Origin of the sequence: Flagellimonas chongwuensis, from assembly GCF_013376415.1 — a bacterium.
Lineage (GTDB): Bacteria > Bacteroidota > Bacteroidia > Flavobacteriales > Flavobacteriaceae > Flagellimonas > Flagellimonas chongwuensis.
The window spans coordinates 492,508-507,400 of sequence record NZ_WYET01000004.1 but is presented as its reverse complement, the minus strand read 5'-3'; the positions used below and the strand labels follow the sequence as shown (position 1 = coordinate 507,400).

The 14,893-nt window shown below is 43.2% G+C and carries 13 protein-coding genes and 1 riboswitch; of the genes, 3 read left to right on the top strand and 10 right to left on the bottom strand.

The genetic code is table 11. From position 1 onward, the window contains the following. Positions 1–40: 40 nt before the first annotated feature. The 4 genes from GUA46_RS09405 to gndA form a co-directional block, all read right to left on the bottom strand. Positions 41–2,071, bottom strand: a complete 2,031-nt coding sequence (locus GUA46_RS09405; RefSeq protein ID WP_176620273.1) for a S9 family peptidase — start codon at positions 2,069–2,071, stop codon at positions 41–43. 76 nt (positions 2,072–2,147) lie between these two features. Next, the gene (locus tag GUA46_RS09400) at positions 2,148–3,002 is read right to left on the bottom strand and encodes a ChaN family lipoprotein (RefSeq protein ID WP_176620272.1); all 855 of its coding nucleotides are present in this window, start codon (positions 3,000–3,002) and stop codon (positions 2,148–2,150) included. Continuing rightward, positions 2,999–3,508 (bottom strand): DinB family protein, encoded by a 510-nt coding sequence (locus tag GUA46_RS09395; RefSeq protein WP_176620271.1) that lies wholly within the window; start codon positions 3,506–3,508, stop codon positions 2,999–3,001. Before GUA46_RS09395 ends, GUA46_RS09400 begins: the two co-directional genes overlap by 4 nt. A gap of 25 nt (positions 3,509–3,533) precedes the next feature. Continuing rightward, the gene (gene gndA, locus GUA46_RS09390; RefSeq protein ID WP_176620270.1) at positions 3,534–4,943 is read right to left on the bottom strand and encodes an NADP-dependent phosphogluconate dehydrogenase; all 1,410 of its coding nucleotides are present in this window, start codon (positions 4,941–4,943) and stop codon (positions 3,534–3,536) included. Positions 4,944–5,108: 165 nt separating this feature from the next. On the opposite strand from gndA, the gene zwf reads away from it, so the two are divergent. Both zwf and pgl read left to right on the top strand, forming a co-directional pair. Continuing rightward, on the top strand, positions 5,109–6,641 hold the full coding sequence (zwf, locus tag GUA46_RS09385; protein ID WP_176620269.1) for a glucose-6-phosphate dehydrogenase: 1,533 nt from the start codon (positions 5,109–5,111) through the stop codon (positions 6,639–6,641). A gap of 64 nt (positions 6,642–6,705) precedes the next feature. Next, positions 6,706–7,431, top strand: coding sequence for a 6-phosphogluconolactonase (gene pgl, locus GUA46_RS09380; RefSeq protein ID WP_176620268.1), 726 nt, complete (start codon positions 6,706–6,708; stop codon positions 7,429–7,431). Here pgl and GUA46_RS09375 read toward each other — a convergent pair. The 6 genes from GUA46_RS09375 to GUA46_RS09350 form a co-directional block, all read right to left on the bottom strand. Then, positions 7,412–7,957, bottom strand: a complete 546-nt coding sequence (locus GUA46_RS09375; RefSeq protein ID WP_176620267.1) for an acyl-CoA thioesterase — start codon at positions 7,955–7,957, stop codon at positions 7,412–7,414. The genes pgl and GUA46_RS09375 overlap by 20 nt on opposite strands. Position 7,958: 1 nt before the next feature. After that, positions 7,959–8,324, bottom strand: a complete 366-nt coding sequence (locus tag GUA46_RS09370; RefSeq protein ID WP_108244728.1) for a 6-phosphogluconate dehydrogenase — start codon at positions 8,322–8,324, stop codon at positions 7,959–7,961. 10 nt (positions 8,325–8,334) lie between these two features. Further along, on the bottom strand, positions 8,335–9,645 hold the full coding sequence (locus GUA46_RS09365; protein ID WP_176620266.1) for a DNA recombination protein RmuC: 1,311 nt from the start codon (positions 9,643–9,645) through the stop codon (positions 8,335–8,337). 61 nt (positions 9,646–9,706) lie between these two features. After that, a complete protein-coding gene (locus tag GUA46_RS09360) occupies positions 9,707–10,486 on the bottom strand; it encodes an ABC transporter ATP-binding protein (protein WP_176620265.1) in 780 nt (259 codons plus the stop codon). Then, positions 10,486–11,517: a FecCD family ABC transporter permease gene (locus tag GUA46_RS09355; RefSeq protein WP_176620264.1), complete on the bottom strand. Its 1,032-nt coding sequence runs from the start codon at positions 11,515–11,517 to the stop codon at positions 10,486–10,488. Before GUA46_RS09355 ends, GUA46_RS09360 begins: the two co-directional genes overlap by 1 nt. Beyond that, the gene (locus GUA46_RS09350) at positions 11,518–12,669 is read right to left on the bottom strand and encodes an ABC transporter substrate-binding protein (RefSeq protein ID WP_176620263.1); all 1,152 of its coding nucleotides are present in this window, start codon (positions 12,667–12,669) and stop codon (positions 11,518–11,520) included. Positions 12,670–12,724: 55 nt separating this feature from the next. Further along, positions 12,725–12,957, top strand: a riboswitch (cobalamin riboswitch). Positions 12,958–13,027: 70 nt separating this feature from the next. Between GUA46_RS09350 and GUA46_RS09345 the strand changes: the two genes are divergently transcribed. After that, positions 13,028–14,890: a TonB-dependent receptor plug domain-containing protein gene (locus tag GUA46_RS09345; RefSeq protein WP_176620262.1), complete on the top strand. Its 1,863-nt coding sequence runs from the start codon at positions 13,028–13,030 to the stop codon at positions 14,888–14,890. Positions 14,891–14,893 lie beyond the last annotated feature (3 nt).

The following is a 14,893-nucleotide window of genomic DNA, read 5'->3' as shown; positions in this document are numbered from 1 at the left end:
TTTTATGTGCGGGGGAACTATATCAAATACTTCTTAAAATTTACTCGTCCTCTTTATATTTATCAAACCAAGCCAATACAGCTGCAATTTTTGCAATCAAGTTACTGGGTTTATTGGCAATACCGTGTCCGGCACCAGGGATTCGGACCATGGCCGTTTCCACATTTTCCAACTTTAGGGCTGCGTAAAACTGTTCGGATTCCGCTATTGGGGTTCTGTAATCTTCTTCTCCCGTTAAAAGCATGGTGGGAGTGGTCACATTGCCAACATAGGTAAGGGGAGAGCGTCTCATGTAGTTTTCTGGGTCTTCCCATGGCTTTTTGCCGAACCAATATTTGGAGAAAAACTGAACTCCATCAGCATAGAGTACAAAGCTCGTCCAGTTAATTACGGGTTTGGCTACGACAGCCGCCTTAAATCGGTCTGTTTTGCCCACAATCCATGCAGTAAGCACACCGCCACCGGAACCACCGGTAACGAACAAGTTCTTTTCATCCACGTAGCCTTTTTCCAAAAGGGCGTCTACACCGGACATTAAATCTTCATAATCGTGGTTGGGGTAATCATGATGGATGAGATTTCCAAATTCCTCGCCATAACTGGTACTGCCACGAGGATTGGTGTAGAGTACCACGTAACCCTCGGCAGCGTATGCCTGTATTTCGGCCGAATAGACCGCACCGTAGCTGGTGAATGGTCCACCGTGGATTTCAAGAATCATTGGATATTTTTTTGATGGGTCGAAATCGGGTGGAGTTACGACCCAGCCTTGAATTTTCCGTTGGTCGTATGATGATTCCCACCACATTTCTTCCACATTGCCCAATTTTTTGAAAGAGAAAAGGTCTTCGTTGACGTTGGTCAGTCTTTTTGATGATTTTGTATCGGCCGCTGCCAAATCGGAAGGATGGCTGGTATCGCCGATGGTATAGGCAAATTTGTTATTGGTCGAAGCTGAAAAGCTAGCGCCGTTATAGGGTCTTCCTAACGAAAGTCCTCCTAATCCATCGGTAATTTCATCTACTTTTCCTGATAGGGACATGGTACCCAACTTGCCCATACCTTGGTCGGTATAGCTAAAATAAAGCCCATTGCCTTTGGAGTTCCAGGCCATGTCTTCTACATCGCGGTCAAAATTACCAGATATAAGTTGAGAATCCGAGCCATCGGTATTCATAACATACAAACGGGTAACTTGGTAGCCTTGCAGACGGTCGTCATAGCCGAGATATGCGATTTTGGAACCATCGGGGGATAAAACCGGACTCCCGTCAGGACCGTAACGGTCTGTGAGCGGAGTGGTTTCCCCTGTATTTACGTTAATCGAGTAGATTTCACTATCAGCAGGCTCAAATTCTTCATCTTTATGGAAGTTGGCACTAAAAAACAAATGGTTGCCATCTTTTGCCCAAATAGGCCCGCCGTGGTCAAACTCAGAGAAAGTGAGCTGTTTTGGAGTTCCTCCGCTTATGGGCAGGGTAAATAATTGGGAATTACCTCCTTTGTAATAGCCCGCGCCATCTCCGCGGTAGTTCATTTTGTCGATATACTTTGGTGGGTCGTTCCACTTGGCGCCTTCCGGTTTGCCCGGCATTTTTATGATGGATTTATTCGCTTCGGGCACAAACATGTTAAAGGCCAAGAATTTATCATCGTGCGACCATGAGACGGAGCCAGGTGACTGTGGTGTATTGGTGAGCGCCATAGTTTCCTTTGTATCCAACCACATGAGGTAGAGCTTCATTTTATCGTCCGCCATGTTGGATTTGAAAACAATCTTTTTGCCATCATGGGACCATTTTGGCGAAAAATCGTTGTGGTTCCCTGTGGTTAACGGCCGATTGTTGGAGCCATCAAAATTAATGATCCAGAGGTTGGACAGATTGCGGTCTGTCATCACATCCTTAAAGTTTCTAACATAGATGATTTTGGACCCATCCGGAGAAATCTGCGGGTCGGAAACGTATTCCATATTGAAAATATCCAATAGTTCCAGTTTGGATTGCACTTGACCAAACCCTAATGGGTTTATGGCCACAAACAAAAGTATGGTGGCGAGTAATTTTTTCATGAAGTTGGTTAATTAGTTCCTTAAAAATAAGCAAATTATCCCTAGTTGAAACATAACCCTCAAAAAGTAGTAAGATTCAATAGGTGGCGGTCATGTTCTGATCTACACAAATGATGAAGTCAGCAATATGATGATTCTCTTCTTGCAGCCTTTGCACATTTTCTTGCATAACCGTTGAGATGGTTCCGTAATTCAATTGGGGCCGTTGCAATTGTAAATACCAAAGAATGCCTTCATAATCGTTGGAATGGTAAGCGCCGTTGAAATGAAGGAATAGAGTTCCCTCTTTATAATTTTGAAGGATAAAATGGGCCATTGTGGCATCTTTAAGCGCTTGGGCCATAACTAGAGACGGAGTGGCGTGTGCGCCCATCATTTCCAGCATTTTTTTGTACCCTGGCAGTTCTGCGTCATACGCAATGGGTAGCGGGGCAATCCAAGCCTTTTCTGAATCGGAGATAGTATCCAACGCGTTAAAACCACCGCCCTTGTACACCAGGCTTGCATAACGTCTGGGGACATTGGTAGCCACGAAAACCAAATTATTGTCCTTGGCGAAATCGACCAACGGGGCATAATCGGTTTTGTGATTGTTCCAAAGTCGTGCAGTGGAATCCAATGCCTTGTAATCTATTTTGCCAGTAAGATAATCGTTAAGTTCCTTTTGGTTATCCGCCTCAATCATTTCGGCTCCAAGGATAAGCCGCCTCTTATCGTGGAAATCAGCCGTAAGCTCATATTGCAACCAATGGGCGATGGGGTTGTTGTGCAACTCCCCGAAGAGTACCATATCCTTTTTCTCTAAGGTCTTGAGCATTTTTTTGTACGAGACCTTCTTGCCTTTGGCGTTGTAAATCACGTAGGGTTCTTTTTGAGCCGTTATGGTAAAAAGGTTAAGGATAAAGGCTAAAATGAGGAGAGTTTTTTTCATTTCCACCATCCGTTTTGTTTTCTGATATACACAATTTGACCTGTATGATAACCTGTATGGGCGCTCATATTGGCGATTTCTTCTGCCCGGTCTTGAATTTTGACAAGGTCGGCGTGCTTTACGGCAGTTTTCCATTCCGTTTGAATGCTATCCAGTCGCTTCACAGTTATTGACCATTCATCTTTCTTTGGTACCTGGAAAGTTTCGTCATTCTTCACTGCTTTATCAGAAATTTCAAGATCATTGAAAGATTTTAGGTTCATCTCGTTCCAAAACACTATGTGGGTTGCCAGTTCTGCGATGGAATGATTAGCCGTACTATCTTGCCAAATGGCTTGTTCATAAGTTAACCCCTTAAGTGCAGTTTCCGTTGGCGCAAACCATTCTTGGGTATTGTGGGTGTTTTTCAACTGGGACAACAAGAGTTCCCTGATGTTTTCATCATTCTTATTTTGAGCACAGGAGATAAAAACGCCGATTACTAGTAGAAACACCCAACCTTTCATGGATATATTATGTTTTAGGGTTGAATTATTTCTCCCACTCCGTATGGAAAATACCTTCGCGGTCCAGACGCTCGTAGGTGTGAGACCCAAAGTAATCGCGTTGCGCCTGAATCAAGTTGAGAGGCAAGCGGCTACTGGTGTATGCATCAAAATAAGTGAGTGCATTGGAGAGACCGGGCAATGGAATACCGTTAGCGGCTCCATAACTGACCAATTCCCTGGCGGCATTCACCGTGCTTTTCACTTTTTCAACGAAAGAAGGGGACAGCAGCAGGTTTTGTAAATTCTCATCGGTTTGGTAGGCTTCGGTAATATCGGCCAACATCGCTGCACGGATAATACAGCCTGCACGCCATATTTTGGCTATTTCGCCCAGTTTCAGTTCATAACCGTACTCTTTTGAGGCATCGGCCAATTGGTGCATACCTTGTGCGTAGGTGATGATAAATGCAAAATAGAGCGCTTGCTCTGTCTTCGATGTAAAATCATTCTTGTCCACCGCTTTTGGAGAAGGACGGTCGTACAATTCATCCGCTTTGATTCGTTCATCTTTCAGGGCCGATATTTCCCGCATACTCACAGCTATGTCAATGGTAGGTACAGGAATCCCCAAATCCATCGCATTTTGGGAGGTCCATTTTCCGGTTCCCTTTTGTTTGGCCTTGTCCAAAATCATATCCACGAGGTAGCCATCGGTAAGGTCATCTTTTTGTTCAAAGATTTCGGAGGTGATTTCCACCAAAAAGGATTGCAATCGACCTTCATTCCAGTTGGAAAATGTTTTATGGAGCTCACCATTGGTAAGTCCACCAGCTTTTTTCAGGATGTCGTAAATCTCGGAAGTCAACTGCATCAAACCGTATTCGATGCCATTGTGCACCATTTTTACGTAATTTCCGGCAGATTTCGGTCCTAAATAGGCCACACAAGGTTCTCCTTTATATTTTGCGGATACCGCTTCGAATATAGGCTTCACATGCTGATAGGCCTCTTTTGAGCCACCCGGCATGATACTTGGTCCTTTTCTAGCCCCCTCGGCACCACCTGATACACCGGCTCCAAAAAAGTTGATGCCTTTTTCCTTTAAATAAGCTTCACGACGGTCCGTATCGGTGTAAAATGAATTTCCACCATCGATGATGATATCCCCCTTATCCAAATGCGGTAATAAGCCTTCGATGACGCTGTCCACAATTTTGCCCGCAGGTACCAACAGCATTATTTTTCGGGGAGTTGTTAACGACTGAACAAAGGTTTTAACATCGGAAGAGGCATTTACTTTGTCGGTATTGCCACCTTCTTTGATTAAAGCGTCCACTTTTTCTTCATCCAAATCGTTTCCGAATGCAGAAAATCCATTATCGGCTACATTCAAAATAAAATTACGTCCCATTACTCCAAGGCCCACAAGGCCAAAATCATACGTGTCTGCCATTCTATATTTTTTCTTCTTCTTAGGTGTTAAGACATCACTAAGGTTGATGTTTATTGAATTAGGAACCTAAAATAAACCTTATATTCGTCATGCTCAAAAATATTGACATCATATTAAAGTGAATTTGTCAACGAGAACAAAACTTGCCAGAAAAGAAAAAATACTATGAAAAAGACCGATAATCAAATGCTCGTGATTTTTGGGGCGTCGGGTGATTTGACTGCTAGAAAATTAATTCCTTCATTGTTTAACCTATACTTGGCCAATCAATTGCCAGAAAACTTTGCGGTGCTTGGTGTAAGTCGTAGCGATATGTCCGATGAGACATTTAGGGACAGGGTGGTGTACGAGAGCGAATATTTAACCAAAAAGATAAAGGACCTGGGCGAAGATAAGGTAAAAGGATTCGCCGAAAAGCTGTATTATGAGGACCTTGGGGATAGTTACGAGACCGATTATGGTCCGCTTAGGAAGCGTGTTGAAGCTCTAAAGGAAAAGCACAACACCTCTGGGAACATTATCTATTATTTGTCCACACCGCCTACATTGTACGAGACGGTATCGCAATGCTTGAGCGATGTCGGCATGAATACCCAAAACAATGGTTGGAAACGATTGATTGTTGAAAAACCATTCGGATATAGTTTGGAAACTGCCCAGGAATTGAACAAAGGTCTCCATAAATATTTTAAAGAACATCAAATCTATCGAATCGATCATTACTTGGGAAAAGAAACGGTACAGAACCTATTGGTGACCCGTTTTTCCAATAGTATTTTTGAACCGTTATGGAACCGAAACTATATTCAGCATGTAGAGATCACCAATGCCGAAAGTGTTGGTGTTGAAAAACGTGGCGGCTATTACGATAAATCCGGCGCGCTACGCGATATGTTCCAAAACCATTTGCTTCAGCTGGTTTCGTTGGTAGTAATGGAACCACCAATCGGAGCAGATGCAGAAGAAATCCGAAACGAAAAGGTAAAGGCTTTGAAGTCCCTTCGAATCATGACTGATGAAAAGGAACTTTTTGATAACACGATTCGTGCACAATATGTGGCATCCAAAGTGGATGGAAAAGATGTGAAAGGATATCGCGAGGAAGATGGGGTGGACCCTAATTCCACTACAGAAACTTACGCAGCCATCAAGTTTTTTGTAGACAACTGGCGCTGGCACGGGGTCCCATTTTATGTGCGAACTGCTAAGCGTATGCCTACCAAAGTGACCGAAATTGTGATTCACTTTAAAAAACCGCACCATCAAATTTTTAAGGGTTCAGAAATGCAGGAAATGGATAATAAATTGATTATCCGTATCCAACCTGATGAGGGAATCCTGATTAAGTTTGGGGTAAAAGTACCCGGGCAGGGCTTCAAGGTGGAGCGTGCCAATCTGGACTTTTATTACTCGAGTTTAGCCGAAACCTACGTGATGGAAGCCTACGAACGTTTGTTGTTGGACGCCATGCAAGGCGATGCAACGTTGTATGCACGTGCCGATGAGGTAGAAGCGGCCTGGGAATTTGTAGACCCCATCCTTAACTATTGGGAAAAAGGTAAGGACGTTAGAATGTACGGTTATGCCGCAGGTGCATGGGGACCCGAAAATGCAGACGACTTAATCGAAGAAGAGGGCTATTGGAGAAATCCTTCGGAGAACTTGGCGGATGATCCAGGGTATTGTGTGATTTGCTAGTTTTTAGGAGTTAGGAAAAAATATGTCAGTTCGAGCGCAGTCGAGAACAACTAATTAATTCAGAATGGATTTAAAAATATATAAGGATAAACAAGAGGTCGCCGAGCAATTTTCCAATTATTTGGTAGACCAGCTAAAAGATAAAGAAACATTCCACGTGGCCTTATCCGGAGGAAGCACCCCAAAAATTGTGTTTGATGTGCTGGCCGATAATTTTGCAGGCAAGGTGGATTGGAGCAAAGTGCATTTTTATTGGGGGGACGAACGTTGCGTTCCTCCCTCCGATGATGAAAGTAACTATAAGATGACGGTGGAGCACTTGTTTTCCAAAATTGACGTTCCCGAGGAAAACATACACCGCATTTTGGGAGAAAAGGACCCAGCGAACGAAGCGATGCGATATGCGAACCTATTGGAAATAAATTTAGATAGGATAGAAGGAGTGCCCCAATTTGATTTGGTGATATTGGGCATGGGGGACGATGGACATACGGCCTCCATATTTCCACACGAAATCGATTTGTGGGATGCCAAGGACCATTGTGTGGTGGCCACTCATCCGGACTCTGGTCAAAAAAGGGTATCCATAAATGGTAAAGTCATCAACACGGCTAAAGAAGTAGTTTTTTTGGTCACCGGCGCATCCAAAGCCGAAAAGGTAGAAGCTATTGTGGATAAAACCGAAGGTTCTGACGCGTACCCGGCATCTTTGGTGAATCCCGATTCAGGAAATCTCGTTTGGTTCTTGGATGAGGAGGCTGCAGCGAAGCTTAATCAAAATCCATCTTAACGTTTTCACCTTGTAAAAACTCTAGGTATTCGTTTACCTTAAAGTTATTAGATTCATATTTGCTGTCCCTTTTAAACGCAGATTGTTTGCGTTCTTTGCTGCGGGCAAACCTACGGATGTCCTGCTTGGTCTTTAAGACAAGCCCGGGAATTTTTTTGTTTTTTCCGTCTTTTCCCTTAGCAACCATAGTGAAATAGGAAGAGTTGCAATGTTTTACTTCTCCAGTGGTCACATTTTCGGATTCCACCCGAACACCAACCACCATGGAAGTTTTCCCCGTGTAATTGATGCTGGCCTTTAGTGTGGCCAATTCGCCCACCTCAATAGGATTTAGAAAATCAACCCGATTTACCGAAGCTGTCACACAATAGCTTTGGGAATGTTTAGAGGCGCACGCAAAGGCTATTTGGTCCATAAGATTGAGAATATGGCCGCCGTGCACCTTACCACCAAAATTGGAATGGGAGGGGAGCATTAGTTCGGTGATGGCAACCCTACTTTCTCTGGATGATTTAAATTTTTTCATATTAATTCCTAAAAATCGGTGATTTCTCTGATTTTACTTCTGTGATAAAATATTTGGTGTCGCCCAACCAAAAAAAGGTAGAGTAGCGTTCTTTATAGGTCACTTTGATGTACTGCCCTTGGAACTCTTTCATTTTTTCTATGATTTCCTGCTCACCATCTTCTACGGAGAATGAAAATACATTGGTACCCGATAATCCCTGACTGATTTGTCCTTCCCACGTTTTTACTATTACGCCTTTTCGACTGAACTTAATAAGTTCCCCGGAACGGTAACCTTCGCTATAGGGCACATAATAGATAAAGGCAAAATACCCCACAATGCCAACAACTACGGCAACTATAAAAATGGTCAGGAATTTTTTCATGGTAGCGTTTTTAGTTAAGTTCCTCAAGGTCATCATCCAATGCGCGCTTGAGCAGTTTATCGTCTATACTCTTACTGGCCTTGGCTCCCAAGGATTTTAATTTTTCCACCCGTTTGATGAGGTTGCCACGCCCTGTTAGCTTTTTCATTGTGCTCTGGTAGGTGTTTTGTACCGTTCCGATTTGATTACCGATCTTTAAAAGTTCATCGGTCAAATTGGTAAAAGAATCGTACAATTTGCCAGCTTCGGTGGCAATTTCAATGGCAAATCGCTTTTGTTTGTCGTTTTTCCAAAGGTTGTCCACCAACTTTAAGGCCGCCAACAGTGTGGATGGAGTCACGATGATCACATCCTTCACAAAGGCATCCTCGTACAGATTGGGTTCAAATGCCGAAGCAATCGCAAATGCAGGCTCTGTTGGAATGAACATAAAAACGGTATCCGGGCTTTCGTCTATCAAAAGCTGATAGTTTTTCTTGCTCAACTCTTCCACGTGCCTTTTTATGGAATCGATATGTTGCTTCAAGTAGATTTCCCGTTGCTTCTCGTCTTCTTCCGACACATATCTTTCAAAATGAACAATGGACACCTTGCTATCCACGATCATTTTCTTACCATCCGGTAAATGAATCAGCACATCGGTTTGGTATCGTTTTCCATCCTCGTCCTTAAAACTGTCCTGTAGCGTGTATTCTCTATCTTTGGTGAGTCCGGATTTCTCTAAAATGCGGGTCAAGATTACTTCGCCCCAATTCCCCTGCATTTTTGAGTCTCCTTTTAAGGCCTTGGTCAGGTTTTCGGCCTCTTGGGTAATTTTAAGGTTCTGGCTGCGTAAATCAAGTAATTGTTGTTTTAAGGCAGCGTGCAGACCAAAGTTTTCCTGTTGGGATTTCACCACTTTTTCCTCAAACTCTTTAATTTTTTTATTGAGGGGGTCCAGTATGTTGTCAATGTTTTCTTTGTTGCTTTTGGTGAACTTTTCACTCTTCTCGTCAAGAATCTTATTCGCTAGGTTCTCAAATTCTTTGGTGAACTTTTCCTGAAGTTTTTCCAGTTCTTGTTTTTGTTCCAGCAGTTTTTCTTCCAGATTGTCAGATTTGGATTCTTCACGGGCAAGGGCAACTTCCAGCTCTGATTTTTTAGCTTGAACCTCTCTTAACTCCTCCTTCAATGAAAATTCCACTTCTTTGGATTTGATTTCCCTGTCTTGCCAAACACTCTCGGTAGACTTGGTCTTCAGTTTTTGAATGTACATCCCTGCAAAGAGGCCAATGGCCAATGCGATAATGAATACAATTACATAGATAAGTTCCGTGCTCATGAAAAATTTTCTGAAGGATAAAGATAACGGATTCCGATTGATGCCGAAATGGAAAGTGTACTTACTTATTCACTTTAAAAGTTCCTGTTTTATTATCAAATTGTACCATTTCCGAAGGAAATAACGTATCAAAGTGTTTTTGTTCAATAAGTTGACAAGGGTCTCCGAAGGGATGGTCCTTTCCGTCCAAAATCAATATGCGGTCACATAATTGAATGGCCAATTCAATTTCGTGCGTGGTGAACAGAATGGTTTTTTGTTTGTGGTGCGCCAGTTCCTGAAGCATTTTTAAAATCTGCACTTTGTGATAAAGGTCCAAATGCGTGGTTGGCTCATCCAACAGAATCAATGAAGTGTCCTGTGCCATGGCTCGTGCCACCAAAACCCGTTGTAACTGTCCATCACTAAGTTCGTGGCATTTGTTGTTTCGGAGTTCATCCAACAAAAAGGCATCCAAGCTCGCCTGAATTTGTTTTTTGTCCTCTCTGTTCAGGGTACCCAACCAATTGGTATAAGGCTGACGACCCAAGGCGATCAATTCTTGCACCGTGAGATTTTTGGAAGCAGGGGGTTCTGTCAAAACCACACTGAGTTCTTTGGATAAGGTTGCCGAGGTATATTTTTCCAGTGGTTTGTCATTTAAGATTATATCTCCTGAAAGTTTGGTTTGGAATCCGCCCAATGTCCGGAGCAAGGTCGATTTCCCGATACCGTTAACCCCAACAACACCGCAGAGCATTCCAGCCTCCAAATCAAAATTGATGTTTTTTGCAACAGTTTTAGTACCGTAACCAATGGATACATCGCTAATGGACAATATGTTTTTTTCTGTTTTAGCCATTAGAACATCATTTTACGTTTACGGACCAAAAGCCATATCACCACTGGCGCCCCTACCAAGGAGGTAATGGCATTTATGGGCAAAACACTGGCAGAGTTGGGCAGTTGCGCCAAGGTATCGCACAATAACATCAAAATGGCCCCGTAGAGTATTACGGCAGGAATCAATACTTTATGTTCCATGGTATCAAAAATCTGTCTGGTCAAATGGGGTACGGCCAAACCTACAAAAGCAATGGGTCCAGCAAATGCCGTGATTCCGCCAGCCAATAACCCTGTTGCGATGATAATGGTCATTCTAGATTTTTTCAAGGAGATCCCCAAACTTCGTGCATAGTTTTCGCCCAAAAGGAAGGCGTTCAGCGATTTTATGGAGGCAATACTTAACAGGACTCCAAGGGTGACGATGCTTCCCAACAAAAGCAGTTGGTTTATGGATAGATTGCCCACGCTTCCGAAGGACCAAAAATTAAACCGTTGCAAATCCTCTGCGCTGGAAAAATAGGCCAGAACACTTACCATTGCTGAGGTAATACTTCCGAACATCAACCCAATAATAAGCAGGGCCATCGTGTCTTTTACTCGTTGGGCCACAATCATAACCGTCAAGAGCACCAAAAAACTACCTACGCTTGCAGCGATGGAAAGGGTGATGTCGCCCAAAAATGAAAGAGAGGCATACCCTGCAAAGATGGAGGTGCCCATCAAAATAATTGCGGCACCCAAACTTGCCCCCGAACTGATGCCGAGTACAAAAGGACCTGCTAAAGGGTTTCGGAACAAGGTTTGCATTAAAAGTCCGCTCAGTGAAAGTCCAGCTCCGACCAATATGGAGGTAAATGCCTTCGGTACCCGATAATCCCAGATGATGTATTCCCAAGAAGCAATTTCAGGAGTTTCTCCCAACAGCGTGGAAATTGTATCAGGAAAAGGTATGGTGACCGACCCAGAACTGATGTTCAAAAGCAACGAACATAGCAAGGCCAGCAACATCAGTATAAAAGAGAACCGATATGTTCGGGAACCTTGCATTTACGGTAACGGTTTAATGAATTGCAGTTCGTGTTCGGACAATACTTCCGGATGTAATATTTTGATAAGGTCTCTTAACACCAAATCGGGGCGGTGAGGAGCCAACTCGTAAAAAATGAGTCCTCCAGTTTCGCCTTTGTCAATGGCATTGGAGTAGACGCTTTTGTTTTTATAGGCATCGAACTCTTGGTGATGTGGATTGGCCTCGGCCAATTCGGTGTAAGTGGTCACTGCAGATGGATTGAACCAAAATTCAGCACCTTGCGCCTTCTCCAAAACCGATTCCAAACTGAGCCCTATGCTGCCCGTTTCAGTATTGTTGGCCCAGAGATAATCGGAATTGGCATCGTCTAAAAACTTGGCCATCCAACTTTTGCCACCAGCTACGTACCAAACATCTTTGTATAATCCGCCAGTTAAAACAGTTGGTTTGCTTTGTGCCTTTTGGGCGATTTCTTTGGCCTTTTGGTATGATGATGCAACGGATGCAAAAATACTATCGCCCAAGGCTTCTTTTTCAAAGAAAGGCGCGAAGAACCTTATCCATTCCGCTTTTCCCAGGGGGGTGTGTTCCACCCAGTCACCGTTGTAGACTACTGGTGTTCCCGATTTCTTGATGATTTCGTAGGCATTATTCTCATTATTGATGCTAAACCCTACGATGAGTTCCGGCTTCAAGGCGAGCACTATTTCGGTATTGAGCATATCGTTCATGCCCAAATTTTGGATTTGCCCACTTTCTACCAGTTCTCGAGCCTCCGGAGAAGAAATGTAATCCGTATTGGGAAAACCGACCACAGTGTTCAGTTCGCCGAGCTGTAACAATGGTTGAATATGAGTAGTGGAGGTGAGCACCACTTTTTCTATCGGTGTTCCGATAATGGCATCATAGGCATCTCTTGGAAAGGACATTGTCGCCAATCTTTCCTTTGGTACCAGTGCATATTTGAAACTGTCCGAACCTGGCCAAGCATTGGAGACTTCAATAATGGTGATATCACCTTCATGTTGTACGGTAAAACCGGTTGCATGTGCAATGCTTGAGGCCTGTTCTTGATTTTGGACAAGCTGCTTTTTTTCTACTTGTTTGCACCCCATCGAAACGACCAGAAAGAAGCTCAGGAATAAAATTGACCGCTGTTTTTTTGCCATGAGTCAAAAGTAAGATTATTTAATTTTTGCGGAAAAAGATTAAACAGATTGATTAGTTTTGACCCCGAATTTTGGTTCGCACGGAGTTTTCGTGGGATTAAAAGGGAATCCGGTGCAAAACCGGAGCTGTTCCCGCAACTGTAAATGTATGTGCCGAATGGGCACTGATGTTTTTTGAACATCAGTACGTAGTAGGCGATTGTCTCTTCTTCAAAGCCACTGCCCAATGGGTGGGAAGGTAGGAGACAAAGCACAAGCCAGGAGACCTGCCATATTCAAAACAATCAATGTTAAACTTTCGGGATAAAAGTTTACGTATGGGCATCATACTATTCTCCCGTTTATTCAATTAAACGAAATGAAAAAAAATCATTTATGGTTAATTACCGCTGTCTTGGCGGGGCAAGGAATTTTTGCGCAAAATGTACAGCAAGATTCACTTAGAATGCAGCAACTTGATGAGGTTGTGGTAAGCGATTCAAAATTTGAGTTGAAACGTGAAAACTCAGGAAAAACGGTCATCAAAATTACTGCAGAGGAAATGCAGCGTAACCAGGGCAGGACCGTTGCGGAAATCATCAATACCAAAAGCGGAATCGAGATTGCTGGGAGCCGTGGTAGGGACGGTGATGTTCTAGGGGTGTATGCCCGAGGTGGTCGTGGTCGTCAGGTTTTGATTATTATCGATGGTGTTCGTGTACAGGATCCATCTACATTTTCCGCAGAATATGACCTTCGATTGTTGTCACCAAACACTATCGAATCCATTGAAATTATTAAAGGAGCGGCAAGTACGCTTTATGGTACGAATGCGGTAACGGCTGTGATCAACATCACAACAAAAAAGAGCTCCGAAAAGAAGATTACAGGTAATTTTGAAACGAGTGTAGGGACCAATCAAACTGCCGATGACCAGAATTATAATATTGGAAGCATTCAAAATTCCGCGAATGTGAACGGAACTTTGGGCAAGTTCAATTATGGGGTCGATTTTTCCAACAGATACAAAAGTGGCCTCTCCGCTGCGGTGACCCCAGAAAATGAAGAGGATGTTTTTTCGCACTTCAGCACCAATGTGAAGCTGGGCTATCAGTTTTCTGAAAATTTTGGGGTGCAAGTGTACGGAAACCAAACCAAGTTTAGGAACGAGTATGATGCTACTATGGCCGAAGCTGACAATTTGGGGGAAAATGAGCAACAACGAGTCGGTTTGTCATCCGAATTTGGCTATGGAAAAGGTTCCATTCACTTGAATGCCGCTTATACGGATTATGGGTCCGTGGCCAATGACACCTTTGGTGAAAGTATCACCGAGGGAAGCAATTGGGTCTTGGATGTGTACAACAAATATGTTTTTGGAGAGCAGTTCCACACCATTTTAGGGTTGAACTATATTAAGGACGAGGCCATCTTTGCTGATGAAGTGGATTTTACTATTGTTGACCCTTATGCCAATGTGGTGTATGTTTCAGATTTTGGATTGAATTTGAACGCGGGTGCAAGACTGAACACTCACTCGGAATATGGAAATCATTTTGTGTACAACGTGAATCCATCTTTTGTGTTTGACACGGAAAACGGATATGTGAAATTGATGGGGTCTTATGCTACATCGTACATCACACCTAATTTAACACAGTTGTTCGGAGCCTTTGGAGGCAATCCCGACCTGGAGCCAGAAGAAAACTCTACCATTGAAGGGGGAATTGAATTTAAACTGGACAACACGTTCAGAATCAGCACGGTTTATTTTGATAGAAATGAAACGAATGCTATAGGGTACGATGCCAATTTTATGAGCATCAATGTAGCCGATGAAATTGATGCCAATGGGGTAGAGGTAGAAGCTACGTGGTTGCCCATGAATAATTTTAGTGTCAACGCCAACTATACTTTTACAGAAAGAAAAGGCGACAATGCCATTCGTATTCCTAAGCACAAGGCGAATGTATCTTTGTGGTACCAGTTTTGTGAATCTACTGATGCTTCTTTGACCTATGCGTATACGGGCGAGCGTTTTGATACGGATTTTGCAACGTATTCGGACATTGCTTTGGAATCATTTTCATTATTGAACTTTTCCATTAGGCACGAACTGATACAGAACAAACTCAATGTATTCTTGAATGCGGATAACTTGTTAAACGAAGATTACAGGGAGTTGCTTGGATTCACTACCCGAGGACGAAACTTTAGGGTGGGTCTCAACCTAAACCTTTAAAAA

What these genes read in the sequence shown, in the direction of transcription:
- GUA46_RS09365 (WP_176620266.1), bottom strand. Translation starts at nt 9,645, where the DNA reads ATGAGCACGGAACTTATCTATGTAATTGTATTCATTATCGCATTGGCC.
- pgl (WP_176620268.1), top strand. Translation starts at nt 6,706, where the DNA reads ATGGATTTAAAAATATATAAGGATAAACAAGAGGTCGCCGAGCAATTT.
- GUA46_RS09360 (WP_176620265.1), bottom strand. Translation starts at nt 10,486, where the DNA reads ATGGCTAAAACAGAAAAAAACATATTGTCCATTAGCGATGTATCCATT.
- GUA46_RS09375 (WP_176620267.1), bottom strand. Translation starts at nt 7,957, where the DNA reads ATGAAAAAATTTAAATCATCCAGAGAAAGTAGGGTTGCCATCACCGAA.
- GUA46_RS09355 (WP_176620264.1), bottom strand. Translation starts at nt 11,517, where the DNA reads ATGCAAGGTTCCCGAACATATCGGTTCTCTTTTATACTGATGTTGCTG.
- GUA46_RS09395 (WP_176620271.1), bottom strand. Translation starts at nt 3,508, where the DNA reads ATGAAAGGTTGGGTGTTTCTACTAGTAATCGGCGTTTTTATCTCCTGT.
- zwf (WP_176620269.1), top strand. Translation starts at nt 5,109, where the DNA reads ATGAAAAAGACCGATAATCAAATGCTCGTGATTTTTGGGGCGTCGGGT.
- GUA46_RS09350 (WP_176620263.1), bottom strand. Translation starts at nt 12,669, where the DNA reads ATGGCAAAAAAACAGCGGTCAATTTTATTCCTGAGCTTCTTTCTGGTC.
- GUA46_RS09345 (WP_176620262.1), top strand. Translation starts at nt 13,028, where the DNA reads ATGAAAAAAAATCATTTATGGTTAATTACCGCTGTCTTGGCGGGGCAA.
- GUA46_RS09400 (WP_176620272.1), bottom strand. Translation starts at nt 3,002, where the DNA reads ATGAAAAAAACTCTCCTCATTTTAGCCTTTATCCTTAACCTTTTTACC.
- gndA (WP_176620270.1), bottom strand. Translation starts at nt 4,943, where the DNA reads ATGGCAGACACGTATGATTTTGGCCTTGTGGGCCTTGGAGTAATGGGA.
- GUA46_RS09405 (WP_176620273.1), bottom strand. Translation starts at nt 2,071, where the DNA reads ATGAAAAAATTACTCGCCACCATACTTTTGTTTGTGGCCATAAACCCA.
- GUA46_RS09370 (WP_108244728.1), bottom strand. Translation starts at nt 8,324, where the DNA reads ATGAAAAAATTCCTGACCATTTTTATAGTTGCCGTAGTTGTTGGCATT.